This is a genomic window from Streptomyces pseudoechinosporeus (genome assembly GCF_054783935.1).
Genome location: NZ_BAAGPS010000009.1, coordinates 634,441 through 660,738 on the forward strand (window position 1 = coordinate 634,441; position 26,298 = coordinate 660,738).

At 70.1% G+C, this 26,298-nt stretch carries 18 protein-coding genes; 10 read left to right on the top strand and 8 right to left on the bottom strand.

Features of this window, described 5'->3' with window-relative positions; genetic code table 11:
* Position 1: 1 nt before the first annotated feature.
* The 6 genes from ACYVO6_RS14440 to ACYVO6_RS14465 form a co-directional block, all read right to left on the bottom strand.
* Entirely contained in the window at positions 2 to 1,336 is a 1,335-nt protein-coding gene (locus tag ACYVO6_RS14440) for an ABC transporter substrate-binding protein (RefSeq protein WP_461061080.1), read from the bottom strand.
* Between the two features lie 386 nt (positions 1,337 to 1,722).
* Positions 1,723 to 2,808, bottom strand: a complete 1,086-nt coding sequence (locus ACYVO6_RS14445) for a LacI family DNA-binding transcriptional regulator (protein ID WP_461061082.1) — start codon at positions 2,806 to 2,808, stop codon at positions 1,723 to 1,725.
* Between the two features lie 120 nt (positions 2,809 to 2,928).
* Entirely contained in the window at positions 2,929 to 3,942 is a 1,014-nt protein-coding gene (locus tag ACYVO6_RS14450) for a hydroxyacid dehydrogenase (RefSeq protein ID WP_461061084.1), read from the bottom strand.
* Positions 3,943 to 4,247: 305 nt separating this feature from the next.
* Positions 4,248 to 5,453: a galactonate dehydratase gene (gene dgoD / locus ACYVO6_RS14455; protein WP_461061086.1), complete on the bottom strand. Its 1,206-nt coding sequence runs from the start codon at positions 5,451 to 5,453 to the stop codon at positions 4,248 to 4,250.
* Complete coding sequence (locus ACYVO6_RS14460; RefSeq protein ID WP_461061088.1) at positions 5,431 to 6,261, bottom strand: SDR family NAD(P)-dependent oxidoreductase; 831 nt, start codon at positions 6,259 to 6,261, stop codon at positions 5,431 to 5,433. Before ACYVO6_RS14460 ends, dgoD begins: the two co-directional genes overlap by 23 nt.
* Complete coding sequence (locus ACYVO6_RS14465; protein ID WP_461061090.1) at positions 6,258 to 7,499, bottom strand: ROK family transcriptional regulator; 1,242 nt, start codon at positions 7,497 to 7,499, stop codon at positions 6,258 to 6,260. Before ACYVO6_RS14465 ends, ACYVO6_RS14460 begins: the two co-directional genes overlap by 4 nt.
* Before the next feature lie 210 nt (positions 7,500 to 7,709).
* On the opposite strand from ACYVO6_RS14465, the gene ACYVO6_RS14470 reads away from it, so the two are divergent.
* From ACYVO6_RS14470 to ACYVO6_RS14500, 7 genes are all read left to right on the top strand, one after another.
* On the top strand, positions 7,710 to 9,059 hold the full coding sequence (locus tag ACYVO6_RS14470; RefSeq protein ID WP_461061092.1) for an extracellular solute-binding protein: 1,350 nt from the start codon (positions 7,710 to 7,712) through the stop codon (positions 9,057 to 9,059).
* Complete coding sequence (locus tag ACYVO6_RS14475; protein ID WP_461061094.1) at positions 9,056 to 10,054, top strand: carbohydrate ABC transporter permease; 999 nt, start codon at positions 9,056 to 9,058, stop codon at positions 10,052 to 10,054. Before ACYVO6_RS14470 ends, ACYVO6_RS14475 begins: the two co-directional genes overlap by 4 nt.
* Complete coding sequence (locus ACYVO6_RS14480; RefSeq protein ID WP_461061096.1) at positions 10,051 to 10,914, top strand: carbohydrate ABC transporter permease; 864 nt, start codon at positions 10,051 to 10,053, stop codon at positions 10,912 to 10,914. The genes ACYVO6_RS14475 and ACYVO6_RS14480 overlap by 4 nt, the downstream gene beginning before the upstream one ends.
* 34 nt (positions 10,915 to 10,948) lie before the next feature.
* Complete coding sequence (locus ACYVO6_RS14485; protein ID WP_461061098.1) at positions 10,949 to 12,481, top strand: glycosyl hydrolase family 28 protein; 1,533 nt, start codon at positions 10,949 to 10,951, stop codon at positions 12,479 to 12,481.
* Positions 12,478 to 15,816 (top strand): alginate lyase family protein, encoded by a 3,339-nt coding sequence (locus ACYVO6_RS14490; protein WP_461061100.1) that lies wholly within the window; start codon positions 12,478 to 12,480, stop codon positions 15,814 to 15,816. The genes ACYVO6_RS14485 and ACYVO6_RS14490 overlap by 4 nt, the downstream gene beginning before the upstream one ends.
* Positions 15,817 to 15,845: 29 nt before the next feature.
* Complete coding sequence (locus tag ACYVO6_RS14495) at positions 15,846 to 17,087, top strand: alginate lyase family protein (protein ID WP_461061102.1); 1,242 nt, start codon at positions 15,846 to 15,848, stop codon at positions 17,085 to 17,087.
* A gap of 94 nt (positions 17,088 to 17,181) precedes the next feature.
* Positions 17,182 to 18,774, top strand: a complete 1,593-nt coding sequence (locus ACYVO6_RS14500; RefSeq protein WP_461061104.1) for a carboxylesterase/lipase family protein — start codon at positions 17,182 to 17,184, stop codon at positions 18,772 to 18,774.
* Here the strand turns inward: ACYVO6_RS14500 and ACYVO6_RS14505 are convergent.
* Together ACYVO6_RS14505 and ACYVO6_RS14510 are read right to left on the bottom strand one after the other, a co-directional pair.
* The gene (locus ACYVO6_RS14505; protein WP_461061106.1) at positions 18,656 to 20,530 is read right to left on the bottom strand and encodes a glycoside hydrolase family 127 protein; all 1,875 of its coding nucleotides are present in this window, start codon (positions 20,528 to 20,530) and stop codon (positions 18,656 to 18,658) included. The genes ACYVO6_RS14500 and ACYVO6_RS14505 overlap by 119 nt on opposite strands.
* Positions 20,527 to 21,648: a LacI family DNA-binding transcriptional regulator gene (locus ACYVO6_RS14510; protein ID WP_461061108.1), complete on the bottom strand. Its 1,122-nt coding sequence runs from the start codon at positions 21,646 to 21,648 to the stop codon at positions 20,527 to 20,529. Before ACYVO6_RS14510 ends, ACYVO6_RS14505 begins: the two co-directional genes overlap by 4 nt.
* Before the next feature lie 273 nt (positions 21,649 to 21,921).
* On the opposite strand from ACYVO6_RS14510, the gene ACYVO6_RS14515 reads away from it, so the two are divergent.
* From ACYVO6_RS14515 to ACYVO6_RS14525, 3 genes are all read left to right on the top strand, one after another.
* Positions 21,922 to 23,022 carry a maleylacetate reductase gene (locus ACYVO6_RS14515; RefSeq protein WP_461061110.1) on the top strand — a complete coding sequence of 367 codons (1,101 nt, stop codon included), beginning with the start codon at positions 21,922 to 21,924 and terminating at the stop codon, positions 23,020 to 23,022.
* 125 nt (positions 23,023 to 23,147) lie between these two features.
* Positions 23,148 to 25,160, top strand: coding sequence for a serine/threonine-protein kinase (locus ACYVO6_RS14520; RefSeq protein WP_461061112.1), 2,013 nt, complete (start codon positions 23,148 to 23,150; stop codon positions 25,158 to 25,160).
* Between the two features lie 92 nt (positions 25,161 to 25,252).
* Entirely contained in the window at positions 25,253 to 26,197 is a 945-nt protein-coding gene (locus tag ACYVO6_RS14525; RefSeq protein WP_461061114.1) for a serine/threonine-protein kinase, read from the top strand.
* Positions 26,198 to 26,298 lie beyond the last annotated feature (101 nt).

Here is a 26,298-nt window from a genome sequence, read left to right on the forward strand (position 1 = left end):
CTCAGCCCTTGACGCTGATGCCGCGCTGCTTCAGGTCGTTGACCGTCCACTCCTGCATGTGCGCGAGCAGGTCGGTGACCTTCTGCTTCTTGCTGACGACCGCGGCCCACTCGTCCTGCATCTCCGTGAACATCGCGGTCCAGTTCGGGCCGAAGGTCCAGTCGGTGTTGATGGTGTCCAGGCTGTCCGTGACGGTCTTCTTGGCCGGCTCGTAGTTCTTGCCGAGCAGCTTCTCGGAGATCGCCTCGGAGACGTACGAGTCGCTGTCGGCCAGCGCCGGCATCACACCGCTGCCGGTCTCCGGGCTCGCCATGGTCTTGACCGCACCGGGGTCGGTGGACATCCACAGCGCCGCCTCGGCGGCCTGCTCCTTGTTCTTGCACTGCTCGGACACCAGCGTCAGGTTGCCACTCTGGTTGGTACCCGCAGGTGTCTTGGGCGCCTCACCCTTGAAGGTCGGCCAGGGGGACAGTGCCCAGTCGCCGAACGACTTGGTGAAGTTCTGCACCATGCCGGACATCTGCCAGGTGGAGATCTGCCGGGTCGCGGTGCCGCCGTTGTCGTAGTTGCGCTGCACGGCCGCGTAGTCGGCGAAGGAGAGCTTGGAGTTGAGGTCGTTGTCGATGATCTGCTGGATCACGTCGGCGGCCTTCAGGGTGCCCTCGTCCTGGAAGTTCACCACCCAGGAGTCGCCGTCGACGGAGTACCACTGCGCCCCGGCCTGCATGGCGAGCACCTCCAGGGTGCTCGGGTCCTCACCGGCGTAGTTGGTGATCTTGATCTTGTGCTTCTTCAGCTCCTTGCCCGCGGCGATGAAGTCGTCCCAGGTCGCGGGGGCCTTCAGGCCGTACTTCTCGAAGAGGTCGGTGCGGTAGATGGTGAAGGCGGGCGCCGAAGCGGTGGGGACGCCGTAGACCTTGCCCTGGACCTGGCCGGTGGCCCACGAGCCGGGGTTGAACTTGTCCTTGTCGGCCTCGACGTACTCGGTGATGTCGGCGAGCGCGTCCTGGGAGACCCAGCTCGTCACGTACTCGCCGGTGTTCTGCATCAGGCAGGGAGCGTTGCCGGCCTTGACGGCGTTGGTCAGCTGCTTCTGCATGGTCAGCTGGTCGGTGACCTTGGTGTACTTGAGCTGGACGTCCTTGTGGCTGGCGTTGAAGGCCTTGACGACGGCCTCCTGGCCGTTGGCCCAGCCCCAGAAGTCGAGGGTGACCGGACCGGAGGACTCGGCGGGCTCGTCGTCTCCGGAGCCGCCGCAGGCAGCGAGCAGACCTGTCAGGGCGAGGCCCGCGACAGCGGCGCGAGCGAACCTTCTCCGGGGGGTGGTGAAGTTCATCGTACGGTCATCCTTCGAGGCGTAGACGATCGCGGAAGAGGGGTGGCTCGGTGGGGCGACGGCGAGCGGGGAAGACGCTGGCTCGTGTCTCGGAACCCTCTGCGAAGCTATAGAAAACGGTTGCTGTGAAACGTAGGTCGCCCGCTCTGTTTCACGCAAGAGTCCGACGGCAAATTGTTAAGTTTGGTTGTCGGTGACGTTGCGTGCCATCGCTGTCGTGCCCTACCCGCAAACCGCAACGAATGTGCAGGTCAGCGGTGTGGAAGTCGATACCTGTAGCACTCTTGGAACGCTGCCCGGCGTCGTCGAGCATCCTCGAAGACGTTTACGTAACAGCAATCATCCTGGGCGCTACGACTGCCGGGCTGGGGGCACCTCCCAGGCCCTTAAGGCACTGGGGGAGGCTGGACGGAGTGCCGTACGACGACATGCGTGCCCAGCACCACATGGTCGCCGTCGCCGCCCTTGCGGCGGCCGGTACCGGTTTCGCGCCGGTTGGCCACCGCGCGCAGCGCGACGCGGCCCATCTCCTCGTACGGCACGTGAACGGTGGTCAGTTGGGGAGTGAGCTGAGAGGCCAGCGGGATGTCGTCGTAGCCGACGATCGACACGTCCTCGGGCACCCTGAGCCCTCCCGCACGCAGGGCCTGCATGGCGCCCGCGGCGACCACGTCGGTCCCCGCGAGCACCGCCGTGAAGTCCAGCCCAAGGCGCAGGCTTTCCTCGACGGCGTCGTACCCGTGCTCGTAGTCGTACGGGCCGTGCAGCACCAGCTTCGGATCGAAGGGCACGCCGTACGCATCGAAGGCCCGCCGTGCGCCGTTCAACCGGCCCTGGGCGGTGGTGAGTTCGGCGTGGCCCGGCAGCACCAGGACGCGGCGGTGACCGGCGGACAGGAGGTGGCTGGCCATGGCGTAGGCGCCGCCCTCGTTGTCGTAGTCGACGGTCGTCGCCGGTACGTCACGCTCCAGCGGAGGCCTGCCCACCAGCACGAGATGCGAGCCGGCTGCGTCCAGCGCGCGGGCGAACCGGGCCATCCTCAGCTGGTACTCCTCGTAGTCGTACGCGCCGCCGAGCAGTATCACCGCGGCGACGCCCTGCTGGCGCATGAGGTTGACCAGCGCGAGTTCCCGTTCCGGATCGTCTCCGGTCGTGCCGACCAGCGAGAGCCAGCCGCGCAACGAGGCTGCGCCCTCAACTCCCTTGGCCACATGGGTGAAGGCGGCACCGGTGATGTTGTTGATGAGGATGGCCACCGTCGGTGTGCCGCCACCCGCGAGTGAGCGGGCGTGGGCGTTGGTGACGTAGTCCAGGTCCTGAACCACCTTCATCACCCGGCGGCGCAGTTCCTCCGACACCGGATAGTTGCCGGACAGGACGCGCGACACACTGGCGACGGAGACGCCCGCCTGTGCCGCCACGTCCCGGATGGTGGCCCGTCCGGAGTCACCCGACGCCGTGCGCTCACTCACCGTAGCGACTCCTTCACCGTAGCGACTCCCCACCGGACGAGCCGGGACCCTGCCCCGGGCCGGTGCTGGAACCGTATCCCATTGTTTCTCCGGGGTGGTCGCAGGTTCTTGGGGCGGGGTTCAGGCGACATGGGCCAGATCCGCATGACGCACCTCGTGGGCCGGCGGCAGGCCCGCGGAAAGGCGTTCCAGCTCATCGACGACGATGCCACCGAGGCGGGCCAGCTCGTTGCCGAGGGAGCCGGCGATGTGCGGCGTGAGGAAGACGTTGGGGAGCTTGTACAGCGGGGATCCGGCGGGCAGCGGTTCGGGCTCGGTGACGTCCAGTACGGCGCTGAGTCGACCGCTGACCAGCTCGTCGGACAGCGCGTCGGGGTCGACCAGGGCCCCGCGCGAGGTGTTGATCACCACTCCGCCGTCCCTGATGAGGGCGAGCTTGTCGCGGTCGAGCATGCGGTGGGTCTCGGGGATGTCGGGGGCGTGCAGGCTGACGATGTCGCTGCGTCTGAGCAGGTCCTCGAGGGACAGCAGTTCGGCGCCCAGCGAGGCGGCTTCGGCGGCGTCCACGTAGGGGTCGTACAACGCGACGGCGAGGTCGAAGGGCCGCAGCAGTTCCAGCAGTCGGCGGCCCACGCGGGAAGCGCCGATGATCCCCACCCGGCGGCCGAGATTGCCCGTGGCCGCGGTCTCGGCGGTGGACGGGTAGGCGTGGGTGTCCCGGAAGCGCTCGCGGTGCGCGAAGGTGTCCTTCCCGGCGAGCAGGATCATGCCGAGCGTGTACTCCGCGACCGGCAGCGCGTTACCGGTCACCGCGCTGGAGACTGCGATCCCGCTTTTCCACAGAGCCTCGCCGACCAGCGAGCGGACCGAGCCCGCGGCGTGCAGGACGGTGCGCAGCTGTGGTGCCGTGGCGAGGACGTCCGCATCGAGGTGCGGGCAGCCCCAGCCGGTGATCAGCACCTCGGTCCGGGCCAGCGCCGGGGCGGCGTCGGGTGCGGTGAAGTCCTGTACGACGAGCGTGGTGTCGATCTCGGCGACCTGCTGGAGCCGTGCCATCAGCGGCGGAGGAAAGAGCAGGGGGAGGTGCACCGGATCCATGGCGAACACGGCCCTCGGCGGCTGAGCGCTGGTCATGACTCTCCTGAGGTGCTGGGGTGAGGTGTTGGGGAAACGTTTTCTGAAAGCGTCTTCTACCGTAAGTCTGACGTGAGGGGCGGTCAATGCGCGTGATGACCGCTGCGTATGGCGTTTCGCGAGGTTCTCGGCTGTTCTCGGGCACCTGAGCCAACGCCGCAGCAGGTGGTGGAGCAGCAAGTTCGGTGGTTCTGCCGTACCAGAGGGGGCAGTTCGCCGGTCGCTGTCGGTGGTGATGCGACCCTACATGTCGTCGTAATCGGTTACGAGGTGTTTCGGCCAGGCGGGGTGAGGATCCGCTCAGTTCACCATTCGGCGAAGGACCCGTCGCCGTGGCGCCAGATCTCGTTGCGCCAGCGGTGGCCCTCGGTAGCGGCCCGGCGCACCGCCTTCTCGTCGATCTCGATACCGAGGCCGGGCCCGAGCGGAAGCGTGACGTGGCCGTCGGTGTAGTGGAAGGCGGCCGGGTCGACGAGGTGGGACAGCAGCGGGTTGTCGTGCGGGGCGTGCAGGCCCAGACTCTGTTCCTGGATGAGGAAGTTCGGGGTCGCGAAGTCGATCTGGAGACTGGCGGCGAAGGCGATGGGGCCCAGGGGGCAGTGCGGGGCGAGGGCCACGTCGTACGCCTCGGCCATCGCGGCGATGCGGCGCACCTCGGAGATGCCGCCCGCGTGCGACAGGTCGGGCTGGGCCACGGCTATCCCGGTGGGCAGTACGTCTCTGAAGTCCCAACGGGAGTAAAGGCGTTCACCGGTGGCGAGGGGGACGGCGGTCGCGGCGGCCAGCGGGGCCAGGTCGCGGGAGAACTCGGGCAGCACCGGCTCCTCCACGAACAGCGGCAGCAGCGGTTCGACCAGGGGCAGGGTGCGGCGGGCCATACCGGTGGAGAACCGGCCGTGGAAGTCCACGGCGATGTCCACGTCCCAGCCGACCGCCTCGCGCAACGCCGTGAGCCGGGCGACGATCCCGCGGACGGCGGCCGGGGTGTCGAGGCAGCGCAGCTGGTCGGACGCGTTGAGCTTGACCGCGTCGTAGCCCTCCGCGACGGCCTGATGCGCCGAGTCGGCCAGTTCGCCCGCTGTGGCGCCGCCGAGCCAGCGGTAGACGCGGACGCGGTCCCGCACCGGGCCGCCGAGCAGCTCGTACACGGGTACGCCTAGGGCCCTGCCCTTGATGTCCCACAGCGCCTGGTCGATGCCGGCCAGCGCGCTGGACAGGACCGGGCCGCCCCGGTAGAAGCCGCCCTTGGCGAGCACCTGCCAGTGGTCCTCGATACGGCGCGGATCAGTGCCGATGAGGAGATCGGAGAGTTCGGCGACGGCCGCGGCGACCGTCTCCGCGCGGCCCTCGACGATGGGTTCGCCCCAGCCGACGATGCCCTCGTCGGTTTCGATCCGGAGGAACAGCCAGCGCGGTGGTACGCGGAATGTCTCGATCTTGACGATCTTCATGGGACCTCTCTGGGTGGTGCGGGGTGGCCGCGTCGTCTCAGGGCCGGATGCTCCAGCCACCGTCGACGGGCAGGGCGGCGCCCGTGATGAACCCGGCCTCCGGCGAGGCCAGGAAGGCGACGGCGGCGGCTACCTCCTCCGGTTGGCCGAACCTGCCGAGGACCGTGCGTGAGGCCTCGGCCCGCAGGCCCTGCTCGGAGGTACGGCTCCACTGGGGCGTGGCGATCGGGCCCGGCACCACCGCGTTGACGCGCAGTCGCGGGCCGTACTCCACCGCCAACTGCCGCACCAGCGCGTCCAGTCCGCCCTTGGCGGCGGCGTACGCGGCGAAGCCCGGAGAGCCCATGCGGCCGTGCACGGAGGAGACGGCGACGATGCTGCCACCGGCCGCGACCAGGGGCGCGTGCAGGGCTCGCACTCCCAGGTACGTGGCCTTGAGGCAGACGTCCACGACACGGTCCCACTCGTCCTCGGCCAGCTCGTGCGCGGCGCCCACGGTCAGCGCGTACGCATTGCTGACCAGGACGTCGACCCGGTCGTGCTCGGCGAGCACGGCCTCGGCCAGCCGCTGCCAGTCGGCTGCGACGGCCACGTCACAGCCGACTTGACGGGCACGCAGTCCCTGTGCCCTGATCTCCGCGGCCACCCGCTCGCCCGCCTCGTCATCAACATCGGCGATGACCACGGTGGCGCCCTCCGCCGCGAGTCGCTGGGCACAGGCGGCCCCGATGCCGCTGCCGCCGCCGGTTACGACGGCGACCTTGCCTGCGAAGCGGGCGGGAGTGGCGTCCGGAGGATCGGCCGGGTGCCCGACCGGAGGCGCTGCTGCTGCCCCCTCGGCGAGCCCCTGCTCCGTACCGTCCCTCATGCCGTCGCCCCATTCGCCGGCACCCGGTTCAGAGCCGCCGCGAGGTCCGGCGTTTCGCTCAGGACCAGGGCCGCGCCGCCGAGTGCGCCGACTCGGGCGCCGAGGCCCGACTCGGGCGGCACGCCGCGGCCCAACTCCGCCTGGACCACGTCCACTTCGTGGACCAGGGCGAGCGCGTAGCGGCGGATCGCCGTGCGTATCGGGGTGAGCAGCAGCTCGCCCGCGCGGGACAACTCGCCGCCCACGACGATGCGTTGGGGGTTGAGCAGGTTGCACAGGTTGGCCAGTACCTGGCCGACGACGGTGCCCACGTCGGCGAACACCCGCTCGCCCGCGCGGTCTCCGGCGAGCGTGCGGTCCAGCATCTCGTCGAGGGTCATGGCGTCGCCGAAGAGAGGGCGCAGCGCGGCGAGCACGGCCGGGATCCCGGCGCGCAGTACGAGGCAGCCGCGGTTGCCGCAGCGGCAGGCGGGGCCGTTGACGCTGACCGAGACATGGCCCAGCTCACCCGCGGCGCCGACCGCTCCGCGGTACAGGCGTCCGTCGAGGATCAGCCCCGAGCCGATACCGCTCGAGAGGCCGAAGTAGAGCAGGTTCGGCACCGAGCGGCCGGCGCCCCAGCGGGCCTCGGCGACGCCTTCGAGGCGGGTGTTGTTCTCCACAGTGACCGGCAGTCCAAGGGCCCGCTCGAACTCCTCGGCGGCGTTCACATGCGACCAGGGCTGCCCGGGCAGTGACACCCCGACCACTCCGGTGTCGCGGTGAATGGGCCCCGGGACGCCCACGCCGACGCCGAGGACCCGTCCTCGGCCCAGACCCTCCTCGTCCAGGAGCCGCTGGAGGATCGACGCACCGGCCGCGATCCGCTCGGCCGGCCCACTGTCGGGGTCCAGAGCCGTGCCGGCGCTCGCGACCTCACGGGCGGCGAGGTCGCCGAGATGCACCCACACGCCGTCGAAGGTGTGGTTCATCCCGGCCACGACCGCCGCACGCGGATCGACCGACAGCAGATCACCGGCGCGCCCGTCGAGATCAGCAATCGGTTTCCCCTCGGCCTTGGCGACCAGACCGCGCGCCAGCAGCTCGTTGACGATGGTCGAGACCGTCGTACGGGACACTCCCGCCAGCCGTGCCAGCGCGGCGCGATGCAGGGGACCCTGGTCGAGCAGCAAGGCCAGGAGCTGCTCCTGGTTGGTTCGCCGCAGACTCCGGAGCGACCCTCCGGCCTTCTGGCTCATGTCGGCGAGATTACCCATTCTTTTCGAAAGTTCGTCAAGACTCTTGACGCAGATTCCAGACAGGAAGAAGCTCTGCCCACCCGCTTATGACAACCGGTTGCCGAATGTCGGTCGGCTCCGGTCGGCCTGCCCAGCTCTCAGCAGAACCTCTAGGCCTGCTCGATCCCCAGGCAAGAAGGCCCGATCCCCAAGCAAGAAGGTGAGGCGTAGATGCGCTCACACTCCGGTGCTCCCCCGAGCCGCCGCCGGTTCCTCGCGCTGTCGGCGGGCGGCGCCGCGGCCGGCGCGGCTGCCCTCAGCGGTTGCGCGATGCCGGTGTCCACCGGCGTCAGCGGTGGCGGCGAGACCGTCACGCTGATGGTCAAGCCCGAGGACATCTCGCCCGAACTGGTCAAGCAGGCCCAGAAGGACACCGGCATCACGATCAAAACGGTGCAGCACGACATCACCAAGCTGATCGCGATGCTCACCAGCGGCAACCCGCCCGACCTGGTACGCAGCGTCGGCGCCGTGGACGCGGCGTTCTTCGCGGCGCGGGACGTGATGGAGGATCTGGACCCCTACTTCGCCAGGAGCAGTGTCCTCGAGGCCGACGACCTGGACCCGGTCAACGACCTGTGGCGGTACGACGGCCGCATCCAGGGCAAGGGCCCGCGCTACGGCATGGTGAAGGACTTCTCCCAGGACTCCATGTACTGGTACAACACCTCGGCCTTCGACAAGGCGGGCGTCGAGTACCCGTCGGAGACCGAGCCGGTCACGTATGAGGAGTGGCTGGACACCGCCAAGCGACTCGTCCAGCGCAAGCAGGGCCAGACCACCGTCTTCGGCGGCAGCTACAGCGGTCTGACCAAAGCCACGCTCTTCACGACCATGACGGCGGCGGCCGGCGGCAGTCTCTTCAGTGACGACTTCTCCCGGATCGACTTCACCACCCCTGAGGCCCGCAAGGCGCTGGCCTGGTACATCGACTACTGCAGGACCAAAGTCGGGCCGAGCCTCATCCAGCCCGACCCCAACGGCTGGGACGGGCCCACCTATCAGGCCGGGCGAATGGCCATGTCGAACAACGGCTACTGGCTCGGCGGCATGATCAACACCGACAAGAAGCTGGCGCCGGTGTCCCGTCTCGCGCCCGCCCCGGTCTTCGAGGGCGGCCCGCGGATCAGTGCCTGCCAGGGCGGCACCGGCCTGTGGATGCCGCGGAAGGCGTCGAACAAGGACGCCGCGTGGCGGATCTTCGAGTGGTTCTTCGGCGAGGCGCCGGCCAAGGAGCGCGCCGCCGGCGGCTGGGGCATCCCCAGCCTGAAGTCCCTGCGCCCGCTGATGCCCGCCCAGGAGGACTACCAGAAGCGGGAGCTGAAGGTGCAGCAGGAGGAGCTGAAGCACTTCTCGGTGATCGCCTTCACCCCCTACACCACGGCGGATGCCTTCGACGCCCTCTTCAACCAGATCGCGACGGCTGCGATGGCGGGCCAGATGTCCGTCGACACCCTCGCGGGACGCCTGAACGCGGCCATCAACGAGCAGCTGAAGCGCGGTAAGGAGCAAGTGGGATGACGGTCGATCAGGTCTCCTCTGTCGCGGACCGGCCACGACCGGCCGCGAGCACCGGCCGGGCACCGGCCGCCGACCGGCCGCGGGTCTCCATGACCGCGCGCAGGCACCGGGCGTTCTACATGTTCACCTCGCCCTGGATCATCGGGTTCGCGCTGCTGACCATCGCCCCCATGGTGTACGCACTGTGGCTGAGCTTCACCACGTTCGACGGCATCTCGCCAAACTGGCGGTTCATCGGGCTCGGCAACTACAGCGAGCTGCTGCAGGACTCGGTGACCTGGAACGCCCTGGGCCGCGCCGGCCTGTTCGCGCTGACCTCGGTGCCGCTGTCGATCATCGCGGGGCTCGGTCTTGCCATCCTCGTCAACCGGCCGATCAAGGCGCGGGGCCTCTTCCGCACCCTGCTCTATCTGCCGGCCGTGGTGCCGCCGGTGGGCGCGGGTGTCGCCTTCAAGACGCTGTTCGACCAGAACTCCGGTGCCACCAACGGCGTCCTGACCCTCTTCGGCTTCGATGCCCTCGGCTGGCTCGCCGACCCCTACGCCCGTTACGTGCTCATCATGACGGTGCTCTGGACCGCCGGAAACATCATGATCATCTCGCTGGCCGGGCTCCAGGACGTACCCCGCGAGCTCCACGAGGCGGCCCGCATCGACGGGGCGAGCGCCTGGCGGACCTTCCGCAGCATCACCGTGCCGCTGCTGTCGCCGGTGCTGCTGTTCCAGACGGTGACCGGAGTGATCGCATCGGTGCAGACCATCATGCCGCTGCTGTTGGCTCCCCTCCCCGGCACGGGGGGCGTCACCACGGTCCCGGAGTCCAACTACCTGTACATGATGCACGTGTTCGCCCAGTACTTCGCGCTCGGCCGCTACGGCTACGCCTCCGCGCTGCTGTGGGTGCTCTTCTTCCTGATCCTCATCGTGACCGGACTCATCTTCAAGTTCACGTCCGGCGTGGTGTTCTACAACGTCGACCCGGAGGCGAAGAAGTGACCGCCACCAGCCTTCCCCCGAAGTCCCCGGTCCGTGTCCGGATACGCACCGGCCGCCTCGTCCTCTACACGGTCCTCGTCTCGATCACCGGCCTGTTCCTCGGCCCCTTCGGCTGGCTGATCCTCAGCGGCCTCAAGACCCCGGCCGAACTGGCCACCTCGCCCGTCCAGTGGCTGCCCGACATCTTCCAGTGGAGCAACTTCACCGACGCCTACAACCTCATCGACTTCCTCGGCTACGCCCGCAACTCCCTCGTCATCGCCTTCATCTACGCCACCCTCGTCACCCTCAGCTCGGCCTGGGTCGGTTTCGGGTTCGCGCGCCTCGACGCCCCCGGCAAGAAGCCGCTGTTCGGCATCCTGCTCGGCTCGATGATGCTGCCCCAGATGATCACCCTGCTGCCGACCTACCTGATCTTCGCGAAGATCGGCATGGTCAACACCTACTGGCCGTGGGTGCTGTGGGGCCTGGCCGCCGCCCCGTATCTGGTCTTCCTCTTCCGGCAGTTCTTCGCAGGACTGCCCCGTGAGCTGGAAGAGGCCGCGATCGTCGACGGCTGCGGTTACGCGACGATCTTCTGGCGGATCTTTCTGCCGCAGTCCTGGCCGGTCCTCTCCGCGAGCTTCGTGATCGCCTTCACCTGGACCTGGGGTGACTACATCGCCCCGCAGCTGCTGCTCGACACCGACCGCACCACGCTCGCCGTTGCCGTCATGACCACTTACGTCACCTCGGCCGGCACGCCCGTCACCAACCTCCAGGCCGCGGCCTCGGTGATGTACGTCGTGCCGATCCTGCTGGTCTTCCTCATCGCCCAGCGCGGCTTTGTCGCCGGGATGTCCACGACCGGACTGAAGTAGTCCCTCTTACCGAACCTTTTGCAAGGAGTTACGCATGAACACGCCCCTGTCACGCCGGACCACCCTCCAGGCCGCCGGTGTCATCGCCGCCGCCGGCTTGGCCAGCAGCATCGCGGGCACCGCACAGGCCGCCACGGCGGAGGAGAACGGCACCACCGGCGACAGCGTGGTCATCCACCCGACGCTTCCGAAGGTGCCTGCCAACAACTCCTTCACCGTCAAGGTCCGGCCGCTCGGCGGCACCTGGCAGAAGGTCGGCGTCTACCTTGCCAAGCTCGCACTGATCGACGCGAACACCGGCAGCAACAGGGCCCAGAACTCCTCCTGGGCCGCCTTCGACTTCTCCGGCACCGTCGAGGTCGAGGTCACGTACAACCCGGGCGGCGGCGAGAAGGTCCGCATCCGCCCGGACTCGTACGGCATCAAGCCCGAGGTGCTCGGCAGCACCGCGCGCTTCACCCTGGACCGGCCCCGCAACCTCGTCGTCCAGATCGACGACAAGATCTTCGACTGCCTGCACCTGTTCGCGAACCCGATCGAGAAGAACGTGCCCGCCGAGGGTGACAAGAACGTCATGTACTTCGGCCCCGGTCTGCACACTCCCCCCAACGGGGAGCTGAAGGTGCCCAGCAACACCACCGTGTACCTGGCCCCCGGCGCGGTCCTCAACTCGTTCGTGCTGTTCGAGGAGGTGGAGAACTCCCGGATGACCGGCCGCGGAGTGCTCTACGACTCCAAGTGGGGCGCGATGCTCATCCGCAAGTGCGAGAACGTCACCATCGACGGCGTCACGATCCTCAACCCCCGCTACGAGAACATCAGGGTCGCCGAGTCGCAGAACATCACCATCAAGAACCTGCGCGCCTTCAGCCACCAGGGCTGGGGCGACGGCATCCAGCTCTACTGCTCCGAGAACATCACGGTCGACGGCTGCTTCCTGCGTACGTCGGACGACTGCATCGCGCTCTACACGCACCGCTGGGACTTCTACGGCGACACCCGCAACATCACGGTCAAGAACTGCTCCCTCTGGGCCGACGTCGCCCACCCGATCAACATCGGCGTGCACGGCAACTCGGACACCCCCGAGATGCTGGAGAACCTGAACTTCAAGAACATCGACATCCTCGACCACCGCGAGCCGCAGGTGACCTACCAGGGCGCCATCGCCTTCATGGTCGGCGACAGCAACCTCGTCCGGGACGTCAAGTTCGACAACATCCGCGTGGAGGACTTCCGCTGGGGCCAGCTCATCCACATGCGGGTCGAGTACAACCCGAAGTACAACACGTCGGCAGGCCGCGGCATCGAGTCCGTCTACATCAAGGACCTCAGCTACAACGGCAAGAACGCCGACCTCTCGATCATCGCCGGCCTCGACGCGGAGCACGCGATCAAGGACGTCACCTTCGAGAACCTCCGTGTCAACGGCAGGGTGATCGCCGACAGCACGGGCAAGCCGAGGTGGTACCTGGCCTCGGACGGCGTGCCCATGTTCGTCAACGAGCACGTGACGAACCTCAAGTTCCTCACCACCGCCGAGGCCGAGGCGGCCGCCGCGTCATGATCACATCTGCTCCGAGCCGCCGGAACTTCCTCGGCGGCACGGCGGCCCTGCTGCTGGTGGCGGGCGCGAGCGGACTGCTCGCGCCCGGCACCGCCCGGGCGGCCGGCCACCAGACCAGTCGCATACAGTTCACACACCCCGGGCTGCTGCACTCCCGCGCCGACCTGGACCGGATGCGGTCCGCGGTCGCCGACGGGAGCAACCCGATCGCCACCGGATTCGCGGCCCTGGCCGCCGACTCCCGCTCCCAGCACACCTACGCCGTCCGCAACACCGGACAGATCCGCACCTGGGGCCGCGGCCCCACCGACAACACCAGCCAGGCCGCCACCGACGCGGCCGCCGCCTACCAGAACGCCCTGATGTGGGCGATTACCGGCGACGTCCGCCACGCCGACAAGGCCCGCGACATCCTCGACGTCTGGGCCGCCTCCCTCACCGGCATCACCGGCGCCGACGGCCAACTCGGGGCCGGGATCCAGGGCTTCAAGTTCGTCAACGCCGCCGAGATCCTGCGGCACTCCGGATACGACGGCTGGCCCGCGGAATCCATCAGCCGCTGCGAGCGCTCCTTCACCGACGTCTGGTACCCGGCCCTGTCCGGCTACTGCCTGTACGCCAACGGCAACTGGGACCTCGCCGCGCTGCGCACCATCCTCGCCATCGCCGTCTTCTGCGACCACCCCGTGATGTTCGAGGACGCCCTGCGGTTCGCCGCCACCGGCGCCGGCAACGGCTCCGTGCTGCACCGCGTCGTCGCCGCCACCGGACAGGGCCAGGAGTCAGGGCGCGACCAGGCCCACGAGCAGCTCGCCGTCGGCCTGCTCGCCGACGCGGCCGAGGTCGCCTGGCAGCAGGGCGTGGACCTGTACGGCTTCGCCGACGACCGGATCCTCGCCAACTTCGAGTACTTCGCCCGCTACAACCTCGGCGACAACTCGGTTCCGTTCACCCCCGACCTCGACCGCACCGGCAAGTACGTCAAGACGGCCGTCTCCGACCGGCAGCGCGGGGTGTTCCGGCCGGTGTGGGAGATGGGGTACGCGCACTACGCCGGGCGCCTCGGCAAGCCCGCTCCCTACACCGAGAAGGTCATCTTCCGGGGCACCGGCGGGACACGCGTCGTCGAGGGCTACCAGGAGGACCACCCCGGCTGGGGCACCCTCACCTACGCCGGTACGAAGGCCGCCGCGCCGAGCGCGCCGACGGCACCCGCGGGCGTCACGGCGACGGGCGCGGACCGGGCGGTCACCGTGTCCTGGCTGCCGTCCGCCTGGGCGAGCGGCTACACCGTACGCCGGGCCACCAGCCCCGACGGGCCGTACGAGACCGTCGCCTCCGGTGTCGGAAAGCCGACGTACACCGACCGCGGCGTCCGCACGGGCCGCACGTACTACTACACCGTCAGCGCCGCCAACTCCCGTGGCAAGAGCCGCGGTTCGGCCTGGGCGTCGGCGACCGCCGGGCTCCCCGGACCCTGGTCGACCCGGGACATCGGGGACGTGAAGATCCCCGGCTCGGCCGTGTTCGACGGCGAGCGATTCGTACTGGAGGCCTCCGGCACCGCCGACACCTACCGCATGGCGTATCTGCCGCTGCCCGGCGACGGCACGGTCACCGCGCGGATCGTGTTCCCGCTCAGCTCGCAGTACTCCAAGATCGGCGTCACCGTGCGGGCGGGCCTGGACGCGGACGCGGCTGGGGCCGCCATGCTGATCCAGGGACTGCCGCTGCACACCTGGAGCGGCGTGTGGACCGTACGCCCGAAGGCCGGGGCGCAGGTCTCCGCCACCGGCAGCACACCGGTGCCGCCGTCCCAGCAGGAGATGATCACCGCCAAGGCGTCCTTCCCGATCTCCAACCTCGGCAGCCTGCCCGAGTCGGCCACCCCGCTTCAGGCGCCGTACGTCGAGGGCGCGGGTGACGGCTACCGGCTGCGCGAGCCGTACTGGGTGCGGGTGACCCGCAAGGGCCGCCGCTGCACCGGGGAGATCTCGGCAGACGGTATGCGGTGGACCGTGGTCGGTACGACCGAGGTCGACGGCATGGGGCACACCGCATACGCGGGTCTGGTCCTCACTTCCTGCCTCGGCGTCGACGAGTCGTACGCCGAGACCGGCACGGGCGCCTTCGACAACGTCACCGTGACCTCCACGAGGGGCGAGGTCTGGTCCCCGCCCCGCCCCGCCCACACCGCGGCCGGGCTGAGCGCGGCCACCGGCGCCGACGCCGTCGAACTGGCCTGGACCGACCCGGACCCGGCCGCCCGCTACACAGTGCTGCGCGCCGAGAGCGCGGACGGCCCCTACCGCCCCCTCGCCAAAGAGGTCGGCCCAGTCGGCTTCGGCACCCGCATCCGGTACACCGACGCAACCGGCACGCCCGGCACGACGTACCACTACACCGTCGCCAAGACGAACGCCGGCGGCAAGGGCCCGCGCTCGGAACCCGCCTCGGTCGCCATGCCGAAGCCCTCTGTGCCCGAACTCACCTCCGCCACCACGGCGTTCGCGAACAAGGGCGACGAGTTCCGGCACCTGTTGCGGGCCTCGCACGAGCCCGTACGGTTCACCGCGCGCGGCCTGCCCGACGGCTTGCGCCTCGACGAGCGCACGGGCTGGGTGTCCGGAACACCCACCGAGACCGGCGAGTTCACCGTCACCACCACCGCGGGCAACGCCGCCGGTGACGGAAACGGCACGCTGAAGCTCACGGTCGGCACACCGCCGCCCGGCCCCTGGACGTACGGCGACCTCGGTGACGTGGTCCTCGACGAGCGGGAGTTCGGGACCTTCGGCGTGGTGGCCGTCAGGACCCCCGGCAGCACGGCGTACGAGGACGGGACCCTCGTCGTGCGTGGGGCCGGGACCGACCTGACCGTCAACAACCAAGGAATGACAGGGCAGTTCGTACGTCGCCCGATCACCGGCGACAGCGAGATCACCGCCCGGCTCGTCTCCCGCGAAGGCGCGAGCGGCGACCGGGTCGGGCTGCTGATGGCCAAGTCGCTGTCACCGTTCGACCAGGCGGCCGGAGTGATCGTCACGGGTGGGACCGCCGCCCAGCTGATGCTCCGTACGGCTGTGGCCGGACGGTCGGCGTTCACGGGCAACGGCACGGTCACCGCCCCCTGCCTGCTGCGGCTGAAGCGCGCTGGGACCGCCTTCACCGCGGCTGTTTCCACCGATGACGGCGTCACCTGGACACCACTGGCCACGGGAGAGATCCCCGGCTTCGGTGACGCCCCCTATTACGTGGGCCTGGTGGTCTGCTCCCGCAGCCCCTTGGTCCGCAGCACCGCGCGATTCAGCGAGGTGAGCATCACCCCCATGTAGATCCCCAACGGGATTGGAGATGCACCAACATGAGCCGCACTTCCCCCCACCAGCACCTCCAACAGCCGGAATTGAGCCGCCGCGGTCTTCTCAGGACCGCCGGCGGACTCACCGCCGCCCTCGCCGTCGGCGCCTCGGCCACCGCCCTCTCGGGCACGGCCGAGGCCGCCCCGGCCACCTTCACCCACCCGGGCATGCTGCATGCCTACGGAGAGCTCAACCGCGCCAAGGTACGGGTCCGCGACGGCGCCCAGCCGTGGCTGTCCGGCTGGCAGCGCCTGACCGCCAACTCCCACTCGGCCAGCACCTGGCAGCCCAACCCGCAGGCCACGATCATCCGCGGCGGCGACGGCCAGAACTACGGGATCCTCTACAACGACATCCACGCGGCGTACCAGAACGCGCTGCGCTGGCAGGTCGGCGGCACCCGGGACAACGCCGAGTGCGCCGTTCGGATCCTCAACGCCTGGTCGTCCACCCTCACCACCCTCACGGGCAACGCGGACCGCTTCCTGGCAGCCGGGATCTACGGCTACCAGTTCGCGAACGCCGCCGAACTCATGCGCGGCTACAGCGGGTTCGACCTCGAGCGGTTCAAGACGATGATGCTCAACGTCTTCTACCCGCTCAACAACCAGTTCCTGAACAACCACAACGACGCCTGCATCACCAACTACTGGGCGAACTGGGACCTGTGCAACATGAACTCGATCCTCGCGATCGGGATCCTGTGCGACGACGGCGCCAAGTACGACCAGGCCGTGAACTACTTCAAGAACGGTGCGGGCAACGGCTCCATCCGCAACGCCGTGCCGTTCCTGCACCCGGACAACCTCGCCCAGTGGCAGGAGTCGGGCCGCGACCAGGGGCACACCATGATGGGCATGGGCCAGATGGGCGCCTTCTGCGAGATGGCCTGGAACCAGGGCGAGGACCTGTACGGCTACGACAGCAACCGGTTCATGAAGGCCGCCCAGTACGTCGCGAAGTACAACCTCGGCGAGAACGTCCCCTTCACGACGTACACCTGGGGGACAGGGCAGAACTGCGCCCAGCAGTCACACACCGTGATCTCCTCCGCGAGCCGCGGCCAGGTCAGGCCCGTGTGGGACATCCTCCACTATCACTACGCGCGGCGACGGGGCCTGTCCGTTCCGTACATCACGCGCATGGCCGAGAGCGTGCGCCCCGAGGGCGGGGGCGGTGACTACGGCTCCAACAGTGGCGGTTACGACCAGCTCGGCTTCGGCACGGTGATGTACGCCAAATAGCCGCCCACCAGCGACGCACGCCGGAATAACCGGAGGTGATGTGGCGCTCTGAAGTGAACGACGGTTCACGAGCGTGCGAGGAGCTGGTGCTCGGATGACGGCAGACCGGACGCAGCCAACAGCCAGGACCCCGTACGGGGTCGTACGCGGCAGATACGAGGACGGGATCGCCGTCTTCCGCGGCATCCCGTACGCCGCGCCGCCCTTCGGCCCCCGCCGGTTCCGGCCGCCCGTGCCGCCCACGCCCTGGGACGGTGTGCGCGACGCGGGCGCGTTCGGGCCGACACCGCCGAAGCCCCCGTACTCGGAGGCCTTCGCCCGGCTGCTGTCCGACCCGGTCGTGCCGGGTGACGACTGCCTCAACCTCAATGTGTGGACGCCGGAGCCGGGCCGAGGGGCCCGGCTGCCGGTGCTGGTGTGGATCCACGGCGGCGCGCTGACCCGCGGTTCGTCGGCCGTGCCGGTCTACGACGGACGCGCCTTCGCCCGCGACGGCGTCGTCATGGTCTCGATCAACTACCGGCTGGGCGTGGAGGGCTACGGCCTCTTCCCGGACGCCCCGCCCAACCCGGGCCTGCGCGACCAGCTGGCCGCCTTGGAGTGGGTGCACGAGGCGATCGCCGAGTTCGGCGGCGACCCGGACCGGGTGACCGTCTTCGGCCAGTCGGCCGGGGCGATCAGCGCCGGAGCCCTGCTCGCCGCCCCGCAGGCGCAGGGCCTCATCCGGCGGGCCGTCCTGCAGAGCGGGCCGCCCGAGGCCGCCGACCGCGACAAGGTACGGCGGATGGTGCGCCGGATGGCGGCCCGGCTGAAGATCCCGGCGACGGCCGAGGCCTTCGCCGCCGTCGACCGTGAGCTGCTGCTGCGCACCCAGGCCGAGGTGGGGCGGTTGAGCACTCCGGTCCTCGGCGGGCCCGCCTTCGGCATCGTCGTCGACGACGACCTCGTCCCGCGGGATCCGATGGAAGCCCTGGTCGACGGTGCTGCCGCGGCGGGCGTCGAGCTGCTCATGGGCTGGACCCACGACGAGTACCGGCTGTGGCTGGTGCCGGGCGGGCTCCTGGAACGTGTCGACCGGCTCGGCCCGGTCGCCCTGGCCGGTGCTATGGCCCGCTGCCACTGCGGCCCCGATGTCCCGCGCGGCTATCGCGCCCTCCACCCGGACGCCCGCCCCGCCGAGCACCTCGGCCAGATGGTCACCGACCACCTGCTGCGCATCCCGCTGCACCGGCTGGCCGACGCCCGACCCGGCTCGTCGTACGTGTACGAGTTCGCCTGGCCCTCGAACCTCCCCGATCTCGGCGCCTGCCACGCCCTGGAGCTCGGCTTCGTCTTCGACACCGGGGACATCCCGGAGTCGGCCAAGCTCGCGGGCGAGGGAGCCCCGCAGGAGCTGGCCGACGCGATGCACTCCGCGTGGGTGCGGTTCGCCGCCGAGGGCGACCTGGGCTGGCCCGCCTGGGACGCCTCGCACCCGGTGCGCGTCTTCGGCGCGGACGGGCCGCCCGTGGTGCACGGTCCACGCGACCGCGAACTCGCCCTGTGGGACGCCGAGTCGGCGAGAGAGCTCACTCCTCGGGAATCCACACCCGCATTGCGCCCTCTTCCCGGTTTGCCCAGGCGTAGTACGGCACCGCTGTCAGCCGTACGCCGCTTCCGTCGCTCCGGCGGCGCCCGCCGGCCGTGACGACGGCGACCCCGCCAAGGAGCTCCGGCTCCTGAGCGACCGCCAGATCCGCGCCGTACGGCAGTGTCACATCGTCGAGACGGACCCCGGGCTGCTGGTCGACGCCCTCCAGACAGTGCACGAGCGGGCCCCGCTCCACGGCCACGCAGCCGCGGACCGCGTCGACGCGTGGGTCGGGCCGGGTCAGCCGCGCCGTCAGATCGAGGTCGAGGGTGAGCGTGTCGCCCGCGGACCAGCGGCGGTGCATCCGCAGCCAGCCGTCGCCCGCCTCGGTCGGAGCGCTCCCGTCGAGTGCCGAGGCCTTGAACTCCGTGCACCAGGAGGGGATTCGCAGCGACAGCGACCAGTCACGGTCCGCCGGAGCCTCCTCGACGGTCACGGTGATCCGGCCGTCCCACGGATACGCGGTCTCCACGCGGACGACGCCCTCTCCGGCGGCGTACACCCCCGTCGCGTACTGGTGCAGCTGTATACCCTCCGCGTCGCCGCTCGCCACGTAGTGGGGGAGTGAGGCCAGCAGCCGCATCACGTTCGGCGGGCAGCAGGCGCAGCGGAACCAGGGGGTGCGGCGGGCCGTCTGGTCGCCGCCGCGGTCGGCGTACTCCTCGCGCACCTGGAGCGGGTTGACGTACAGCCAGCTGTCGCCGTCGAGGCCGACGCCGGAGAGGAAGCCGTTGAAGAGCGTGCGCTCGACGAGGTCGGAGTACTTCGCCTCGCCCGTCAGCAGGGCCATCCGCCACGACCACTGGACGGACGAGATCGCCGCACAGGTCTCGGCGTACGCCCGGTCCGGTGGCAGCTCGAAGGGGTCGCCGAAAGCCTCGCCCTCATGGCGCGAGCCGACCCCGCCGGTCACATACGTCTTCGTCGCCACCATGGCGTCCCACAGGCGCTCCAGCGCGGCCCGCAGCTCCGGGTCGCCGGTCTCCGCCGCCAGGTCGGTGGCGCCCGCGAGCAGATACAGCTGCCGTACGGCATGGCCCTCGACCGTGTCCGCCTCGCGCACCGGAACGCGGTCCTGCCAGTAGGCCTGGCCCATGTCGCGGTCGTCGCCGCGGTCGGCGCCCGCGTTCAGCACGCCGTAGCCGCGCCGGTCGACGAAGTAGCCGGCGAGGTCCAGCCAGCGGCGCTCGCCGGTCTCGCGGTACAGCTCGACGAGAGCCGTCTCGATCTCGGGATGGCCGCACACCCCGTCGATCGCCTTGTCCTTGCCGAACGTCGCGTCGATGTGGGCCGCGAACCGCTCGGCCACATCGAGGAGTTCACGCCGGCCGGTCGCCCGGTGGTGGGCCACCGCGGCCTGGATGAGATGGCCCGCGCAGTACAACTCGTGGCCCCAGCCCAGCTCCTGCCAGCGCAGCTCGGGGTGGGCGACCTGGTAGTACGTCTGCAGATAGCCGTCCGCGTCCTGGGCGGCAGCCAGGAGGGCCGTCAACTCGTCTATGTGCGAGGCCAGTCGGGCGTTCTCCGGGCTGTCGGCCAGCTGCCAGGACGCCGCCTCCAGCCACTTGTGCACATCCGAGTCCTGGAACTGGAAGTCACCGGTGAAGGTGCCCTTGCCGTCGGCCGCCGCCCGCAGATTGGCGAGGTTGCCCGCCTCCTCCAGCTTCGACGGGCCCTGCGGGATGCTCACTTCGGCGTTGGTCGCCCGTCTGGCCGCCCAGAAACCGCCGGTGATCCGGGCCGCGGTCGCCGGGCGCAATGCCGTGTGCGCGCGGTCGGTGAGGCGGATCGGACCGGTGTTGTTCGTTGTCACGTCAACCCTCCAGCAGGAGCTTGCGAGGAAACCCTGGCACTTCCGTCCGGGACTAACTGCCCCCGCACCGCCGCCACCGAATCCCGCACCACCACATGCGTTCCCAGCAGGAGGTGCTCGTTCGGGGCGTCCGGTGTCCTGCCGAGGGCCGTACGGACGGCGAGGCGGCCGAGTTCCTCGTAGGGGACGTGGACCGTGGTCAGCGGAGGGTGCAGATCGCGGGCGAAGGCGATGTCGTCGTAGCCGACGAGGGACACGTCGTCCGGGACGGTCAGGCCGGCCTCGTGCAGGGCGGTGAGCGCGCCCGCCGCGACCATGTCGGTGGAGGCCATCACCGCCGTGAACTCCAGCCCCTGGGCGAGGGCCTGGCGGATACGGCGGTGGCCCGAGTCGCGGGTGAAGTCGCCGGCGAGGCGCAGCTCAGGGTCCGGTTCGATGCCGCGGGCGCGATGGGCGGCCAGATAGCCGCGCTCGCGACCCTGAGCCGTGGTGTTCTCCGGCTTGCCCCCGAGGAACAGGACGCGCCGGTGCCCCTGGGCGAGGATGTGAGCGCACAGCGCGTACGCCCCGCTCTCGTTGTCGTACTCGATCACCGTCACGGGGGTGCCGGGATCCAGCGGCGGCCGTCCGCACAGGACGAGCCGTGAGCCCGCCGACGCCAGGGAGTCGGCGATACGGGCCATGCGCTGGCGGTACTCGACGGTGTCCGCGGTGCCGCCGACCAGGATCACGGCGGCGGCACGCTGGGCCCGCATCGTCTCGATGAACTCCAGCTCGTGCTCGGTGTCGCCGTCCGTGCTGCACACCAGACACAGATGCCCGAGCCGGGTCGCCTCGCGCTCCACACCGTGCGCCATGTGCGCGAACGACGGGCCAGTGATGTCGTCCAGCACGAAGGCGAGGGTCGGTGTGCCGACACCCGCGATCGCCTTGGCCCGGGCGTCGGCGACATAGTCCAGCTCGCGCACCGCCCGCATCACGCGCGTACGCGTCGCCGTGCTCACCGGGTACTCGCCGCCCAGCACGCGCGACACCGTCGAGGCGGACACCCCCGCCCGGGCCGCCACGTCCCGGATCGTGCTCCGGTTCCCGATGTCCCCGTTGCTCTTTCTCGTCATCCCCGCCCCTTCGACCGCGCAGCTCAGTCCCTCGGGAACTGCGGCAACACTTGTGGCAACCGGTTCCCAAACCGGAGGCTAGCGGTGGGGTAACCGCTTGTCACCCCAGCGGACGGGCGCCGAGCCGATACCCGCCCCTCACCTCGCACATCTTCGCCGCCGACAGCGATTATCCGCGCTCGCACGCGGTATTCGCAGAAAAGAGCAGCCTCCTCGTACACGCGCCGCTCACCCCGGAGCGCCCCTCATGAACGCCACGAAGCCATGAACGCCATGAACAGCACGAATGCCATGAACGTCCCGGACTTCTCCTTCGAGAGCCGGCCGATACGGGTCGTGTTCCGGCCCGGTGCCGCGACGACCGCGCCGGCCGACGAGGCCGGACGGCTCGGTCTGCGGCGGCTGCTGGTGGTGTGCGGCAGGCAGGGAGCGGTCACCGCACGTGCGGTCGCGAACTCGCTGGGCTCCCTGTGCGCGGGACTGCACTCCGAGGCCCGTATGCAGGTCCCCGTCGAGATCGCCGACCGGGCCGTCGAGGTGGCGCACGCGGCGGGCGCCGACGGCTGTGTCGCGGTCGGCGGCGGCAGCGCGATCGGCCTCGGCAAGGCGATCGCCCTGCGCATGGGCCTGCCGCTGATCGCTGTGCCTTCCACCTACGCCGGCTCCGAGATGACGTCCGTCTGGGGCGTCACCGAGCACGGCGTCAAGCGCACCGGACGCGACCCGGCCGTCCTGCCCCGCAGCGTCGTCTACGACCCCGAACTCACCCTGAGTCTGCCCCCGGCCCTCTCCGTGACCAGCGGCTTCAACGCCGTCGCCCATGCGGCGGAGGCGCTGTACGCCCCCGACACCTCGCCCCTCGTCGCGCTGATGGCCGAGGAGGGCGTCCGCGCGATGACGTCCGCGCTCCCACGGGTGGCGGCCGATCCGGAGGCCATCGGGCCACGCAGCCGTGCCCTCTACGGAGCCTGGCTCTGCGGCTCCTGCCTGGGCGCGACCACCATGGGCCTGCACCACAAGCTGTGCCATGTACTGGGCGGCACCTTCGGCCTGCCGCACGCCGAGACGCACACGGTCGTCCTCCCGCACGCCCTCGCCTACAACGCACCCGCCGTCCCCGAAGCGATCACCACCCTCAACCGCGCCCTCGACACGGACAACGCCCCGCACGCCCTCTGGGAGCTGGCCGGACGCCTCCGCGCACCCCGCTCCCTCGCCCAACTCGGCCTGACCGACGACGACTTGACAGTGGCAGCCGGACAGACAGCCGCCGAGGCGTACCCCAATCCGCGCACGGTCACGATGGGCGGGGCCCTTGAGGTGCTGAGGGCGGCGTACGCGGGCCAGTCCCCGCGCGCCGAGGCCCTGGCCTGAAAACGGCTGGGAGGGCGTGACCGGGAGGGGTCCCGGGAGTCTCGCGTAACCATGACCCCCTGGCGGTCGGTTGAGCACGTCGTGTGGTCGTCGGCTGATCACACGCACTGTGAGGGGAGCGGTACGTGGCAGGGGAGCAGGAACGGGTCATAGCCGGGCGCTACCGGTTGCGGCAGCGGCTGGGTTCCGGAGGGATGGGGAGCGTCTGGCGCGCCGAGGACCAGGAGCTTCGGGCCCAGGTGGCGGTCAAGGAGATCGAGGTCCCGGTACTGCCGGACGAGGCCTCCGGCGACCGTGCCTCCCGCGGGCGCAAGGAGGCGCTGAAGGCGGCCCAGTTGCGCGAACACCCGAATGTGATCACGGTGTACGACGTGGTGGAGCACGAGGGCCTGCCGTGGATCGTGATGGAGTACCTGCCGGGCACCATGGACCTGAGTGCCGCCGTACGGGACCGCGGCCCGCTGCCCGCCGACGAGGTGGCCCGGATCGGGGCGGCGGCCCTCGACGGACTCGCCGCCGGGCACCGCCTCGGCATCATCCACCGGGATGTGAAGCCCTCCAACATCCTGCTCGCGCCCGACCACTCCGGGGTCGCCGACCGCCGTGTCCTGCTCACGGACTACGGCATCTCGCTCCGGCCGCGGGAGACCCGACTGACCCGGAGCGGTGTGGTGATCGGCACGCCGGGCTACATGGCCCCGGAGCGGGTGCACGGCGGTGAGGCGACCCCTGCCTCCGACCTTTTCTCCCTCGGAGTCACCCTCTACTTCGCCGTCGAGGGCGCGGGACCCTTCGACCGGGACACTCCCGAAGCGGCCCTGATGGCGTTGCTGGAGACGGAACCCTCCCCGCCGCAGCGGGCCGGCGAGCGGCTCAGCCGGGTGATCATGGGGTTGCTGGCGAAGAACCCGCTGGACCGTACGCAGGCTGCGGAGGCGGCGGAGCTTCTGGCGGAGGCCGCGGAGGCCGGGGAGGGGAAGGCTGCGCCGGTGGCTGGAGCCGCCTCGGAGAAGGCTGGCGTCTCTCAGAGGGCCGCCACCCTTGAGAAGGCCGGCGCCCCGGAGAAGCCCGGCGCGCCCAAGAAGGCTGGCGCCCCTGAGGGGGTCGAAGCCGCCGTCCGTGAGGAAGCTCCCCGTTCCGGCGATGGGGACACGGCCGGGGACAGCGACGGCGACGGTGATGGTGACCGGGACATCACCCCCACCCGCCCCGGAGCCGAGGCCCCGCCCCGCACCCAGGGATGGCGGCTCCCGGCCCTGCTGGCACTCGTCGGCGTGCTCGTGGCGGCCGGCGGCTTCGGCGTCGGTGCCGCCGTGTACAGCGACGACAGACAGCGGCAGCGCGCGGAGACCAGGCAACAGCCGAAGGCGAGCGCGTCCCCGACCCCGACTCCGACCACCACCCGCAGCCCCTTCCCGTACGGCACTCGGGTGGGCCTGAAGGACGGGCTGATGCCCGGGCAGTGTGTGGATGCCGACTGGGAGGAGGGCGAGTTCAAGGGGCAGCCCGAGCTGGAGCTCGTCGACTGCGTCGATGGCGACCCCGAGGGCCAGGTGATCACGACCGTCGCGTCCGGCACGCAACCGGCGTCCGGTGCGACACCGAGTTCCAGCGCCTCGTCCGCGCGGACCGAGTGCGCCGAGCGTACGGAGAAGCTGCGCAAGACCATGCCCGACCCCGTCCTGCACGTACTGCCGCCGGCCGCCGGGCAGAGCCAGCCACCGGACACAGCCTGTCTGGTCTTCCTGAAGAAGGCCACCCTCGGAGGCCCGCTGGGCGAGTACCGCACGCAGGGCGAGGAGGTGTACGTGACGCAGATGGGCCCGGGCGACTGCTTCAACACCGAGGAGGAGGACGACATCTGGACCTTCTACCTGGTCAGCTGCGATGAGCCGCACCACGAACAGGCCGTCGGCTGGACGTGGTCCTCGGGCAACGACTCCATTGAGAGCGCCGACGAGCAAGACCTCTGCGAGGAGAGGTACGGCGTCAACTGGGCCCGTGGCAAGGGCCATGAGATGGACGGCTGGTCGTCCAACGAAGACGAGTGGGACGCCGGGTTCCGCTGGGTGATGTGCACGGTGATCCAGGAGGACGGCACGAAGCTTCCCGCGGGGGCGCTGAAACCCGCGTACTGACCGCACTGACCAGGTAGTACCGAGGGCACATTGACGATGTACTGACGGCGTACGGACGACATGCCAGGCATCCGGCATCCGGGGCAACGCAGATGGACGAGATCGAGCAGGAGCACGGGGACACCAATGTGGCGCCCCCGCGCCCGTCCGCGCCCGACGGCCAGGCACGCGGTCCCTGGGCGCGGGTCCTCGCCGAGCGGTACGGGCTGATCAAGCCGATCGGCACCGGAGGCATGGGACGCGTCTGGCTGGCGTACGACCTGCGGCTGCGCCGGGAGGTCGCGGTGAAGGAGGTCGTCGTACGGACGAGGGCCGTGCCGGGGGAGGAGAGTCCGGAGGTACGGACTGCCCGGGCGCTCAGCGAGGCGTGGAGTCTTGCCGCCCTGCGCGAGGCGCCGCATGTGGTGACGGTCCATGACGTCGTCGAGGAGGACGGCTTCCCGTGGATCGTGATGGAGTACGTCCGCGGTGCCACGACCCTGGAGGCGGTGGTCGAGGAGCGGTTGCGGGCGGGAGAGGGGCCGCTGTCGGCCGGCGAGACGGCGCGGATCGGTCTCGCCGTGCTCAAGGCGCTCGCCGCCGGGCATCACATCGGGATCGTGCACCGGGATGTGAAACCGTCCAACATCCTTCTGGCACCGGACGGTTCGGGGCGCCCGCACGCGCGCGTGGTCCTCACCGACTACGGGATCGCCCACCGCATGGCGGGCACCGTGTCCCACACCGGGCCGCAGCGGGTGATCGGCACGCCCGGCTATCTCGCCCCGGAGCAGCTGTACGGGGGTTCGGCCACACCGGCGTCCGACCTGTTCGCGCTCGGTACGACCCTGTACTTCGCCGTCGAGGGCAGGGAGCCGTTCGCCGAGGGGGCGGGCAGCGGCTACCCGCCGACTCCCGCGCCGCCGCGCCGTGCCGGGCCGCTCGGCGAGGTGCTGACGCAACTGCTGTCCGCCTCGCCCCTGCACCGCCCGGAACACGGCGCGGTGCTGCGCCGACTGCGCGAGCTCACCGGAGAGACGGGCGGGTCCCTATCCTGACGCGCCCTTTCCTGACGCAGCGGCATGTGGAGCGCGTCGTTACGCCTGTGTGGGGCGAGGGGAGGGTTCGCGCAGTCGCGGGGCGCGTACTTCTGGCGGCG

Excerpts from the sequence above, each read along its gene's own strand:
- ACYVO6_RS14450 (WP_461061084.1), bottom strand. The coding sequence starts at position 3,942 with ATGACCAGCGCTCAGCCGCCGAGGGCCGTGTTCGCCATGGATCCGGTG.
- ACYVO6_RS14490 (WP_461061100.1), top strand. The coding sequence starts at position 12,478 with ATGATCACATCTGCTCCGAGCCGCCGGAACTTCCTCGGCGGCACGGCG.
- ACYVO6_RS14475 (WP_461061094.1), top strand. The coding sequence starts at position 9,056 with ATGACGGTCGATCAGGTCTCCTCTGTCGCGGACCGGCCACGACCGGCC.
- ACYVO6_RS14515 (WP_461061110.1), top strand. The coding sequence starts at position 21,922 with ATGAACAGCACGAATGCCATGAACGTCCCGGACTTCTCCTTCGAGAGC.
- ACYVO6_RS14465 (WP_461061090.1), bottom strand. The coding sequence starts at position 7,499 with ATGAGCCAGAAGGCCGGAGGGTCGCTCCGGAGTCTGCGGCGAACCAAC.
- ACYVO6_RS14485 (WP_461061098.1), top strand. The coding sequence starts at position 10,949 with ATGAACACGCCCCTGTCACGCCGGACCACCCTCCAGGCCGCCGGTGTC.
- ACYVO6_RS14510 (WP_461061108.1), bottom strand. The coding sequence starts at position 21,648 with ATGACGAGAAAGAGCAACGGGGACATCGGGAACCGGAGCACGATCCGG.
- ACYVO6_RS14500 (WP_461061104.1), top strand. The coding sequence starts at position 17,182 with ATGACGGCAGACCGGACGCAGCCAACAGCCAGGACCCCGTACGGGGTC.
- ACYVO6_RS14470 (WP_461061092.1), top strand. The coding sequence starts at position 7,710 with ATGCGCTCACACTCCGGTGCTCCCCCGAGCCGCCGCCGGTTCCTCGCG.
- ACYVO6_RS14460 (WP_461061088.1), bottom strand. The coding sequence starts at position 6,261 with ATGAGGGACGGTACGGAGCAGGGGCTCGCCGAGGGGGCAGCAGCAGCG.
- ACYVO6_RS14495 (WP_461061102.1), top strand. The coding sequence starts at position 15,846 with ATGAGCCGCACTTCCCCCCACCAGCACCTCCAACAGCCGGAATTGAGC.
- ACYVO6_RS14440 (WP_461061080.1), bottom strand. The coding sequence starts at position 1,336 with ATGAACTTCACCACCCCCCGGAGAAGGTTCGCTCGCGCCGCTGTCGCG.
- ACYVO6_RS14525 (WP_461061114.1), top strand. The coding sequence starts at position 25,253 with ATGGACGAGATCGAGCAGGAGCACGGGGACACCAATGTGGCGCCCCCG.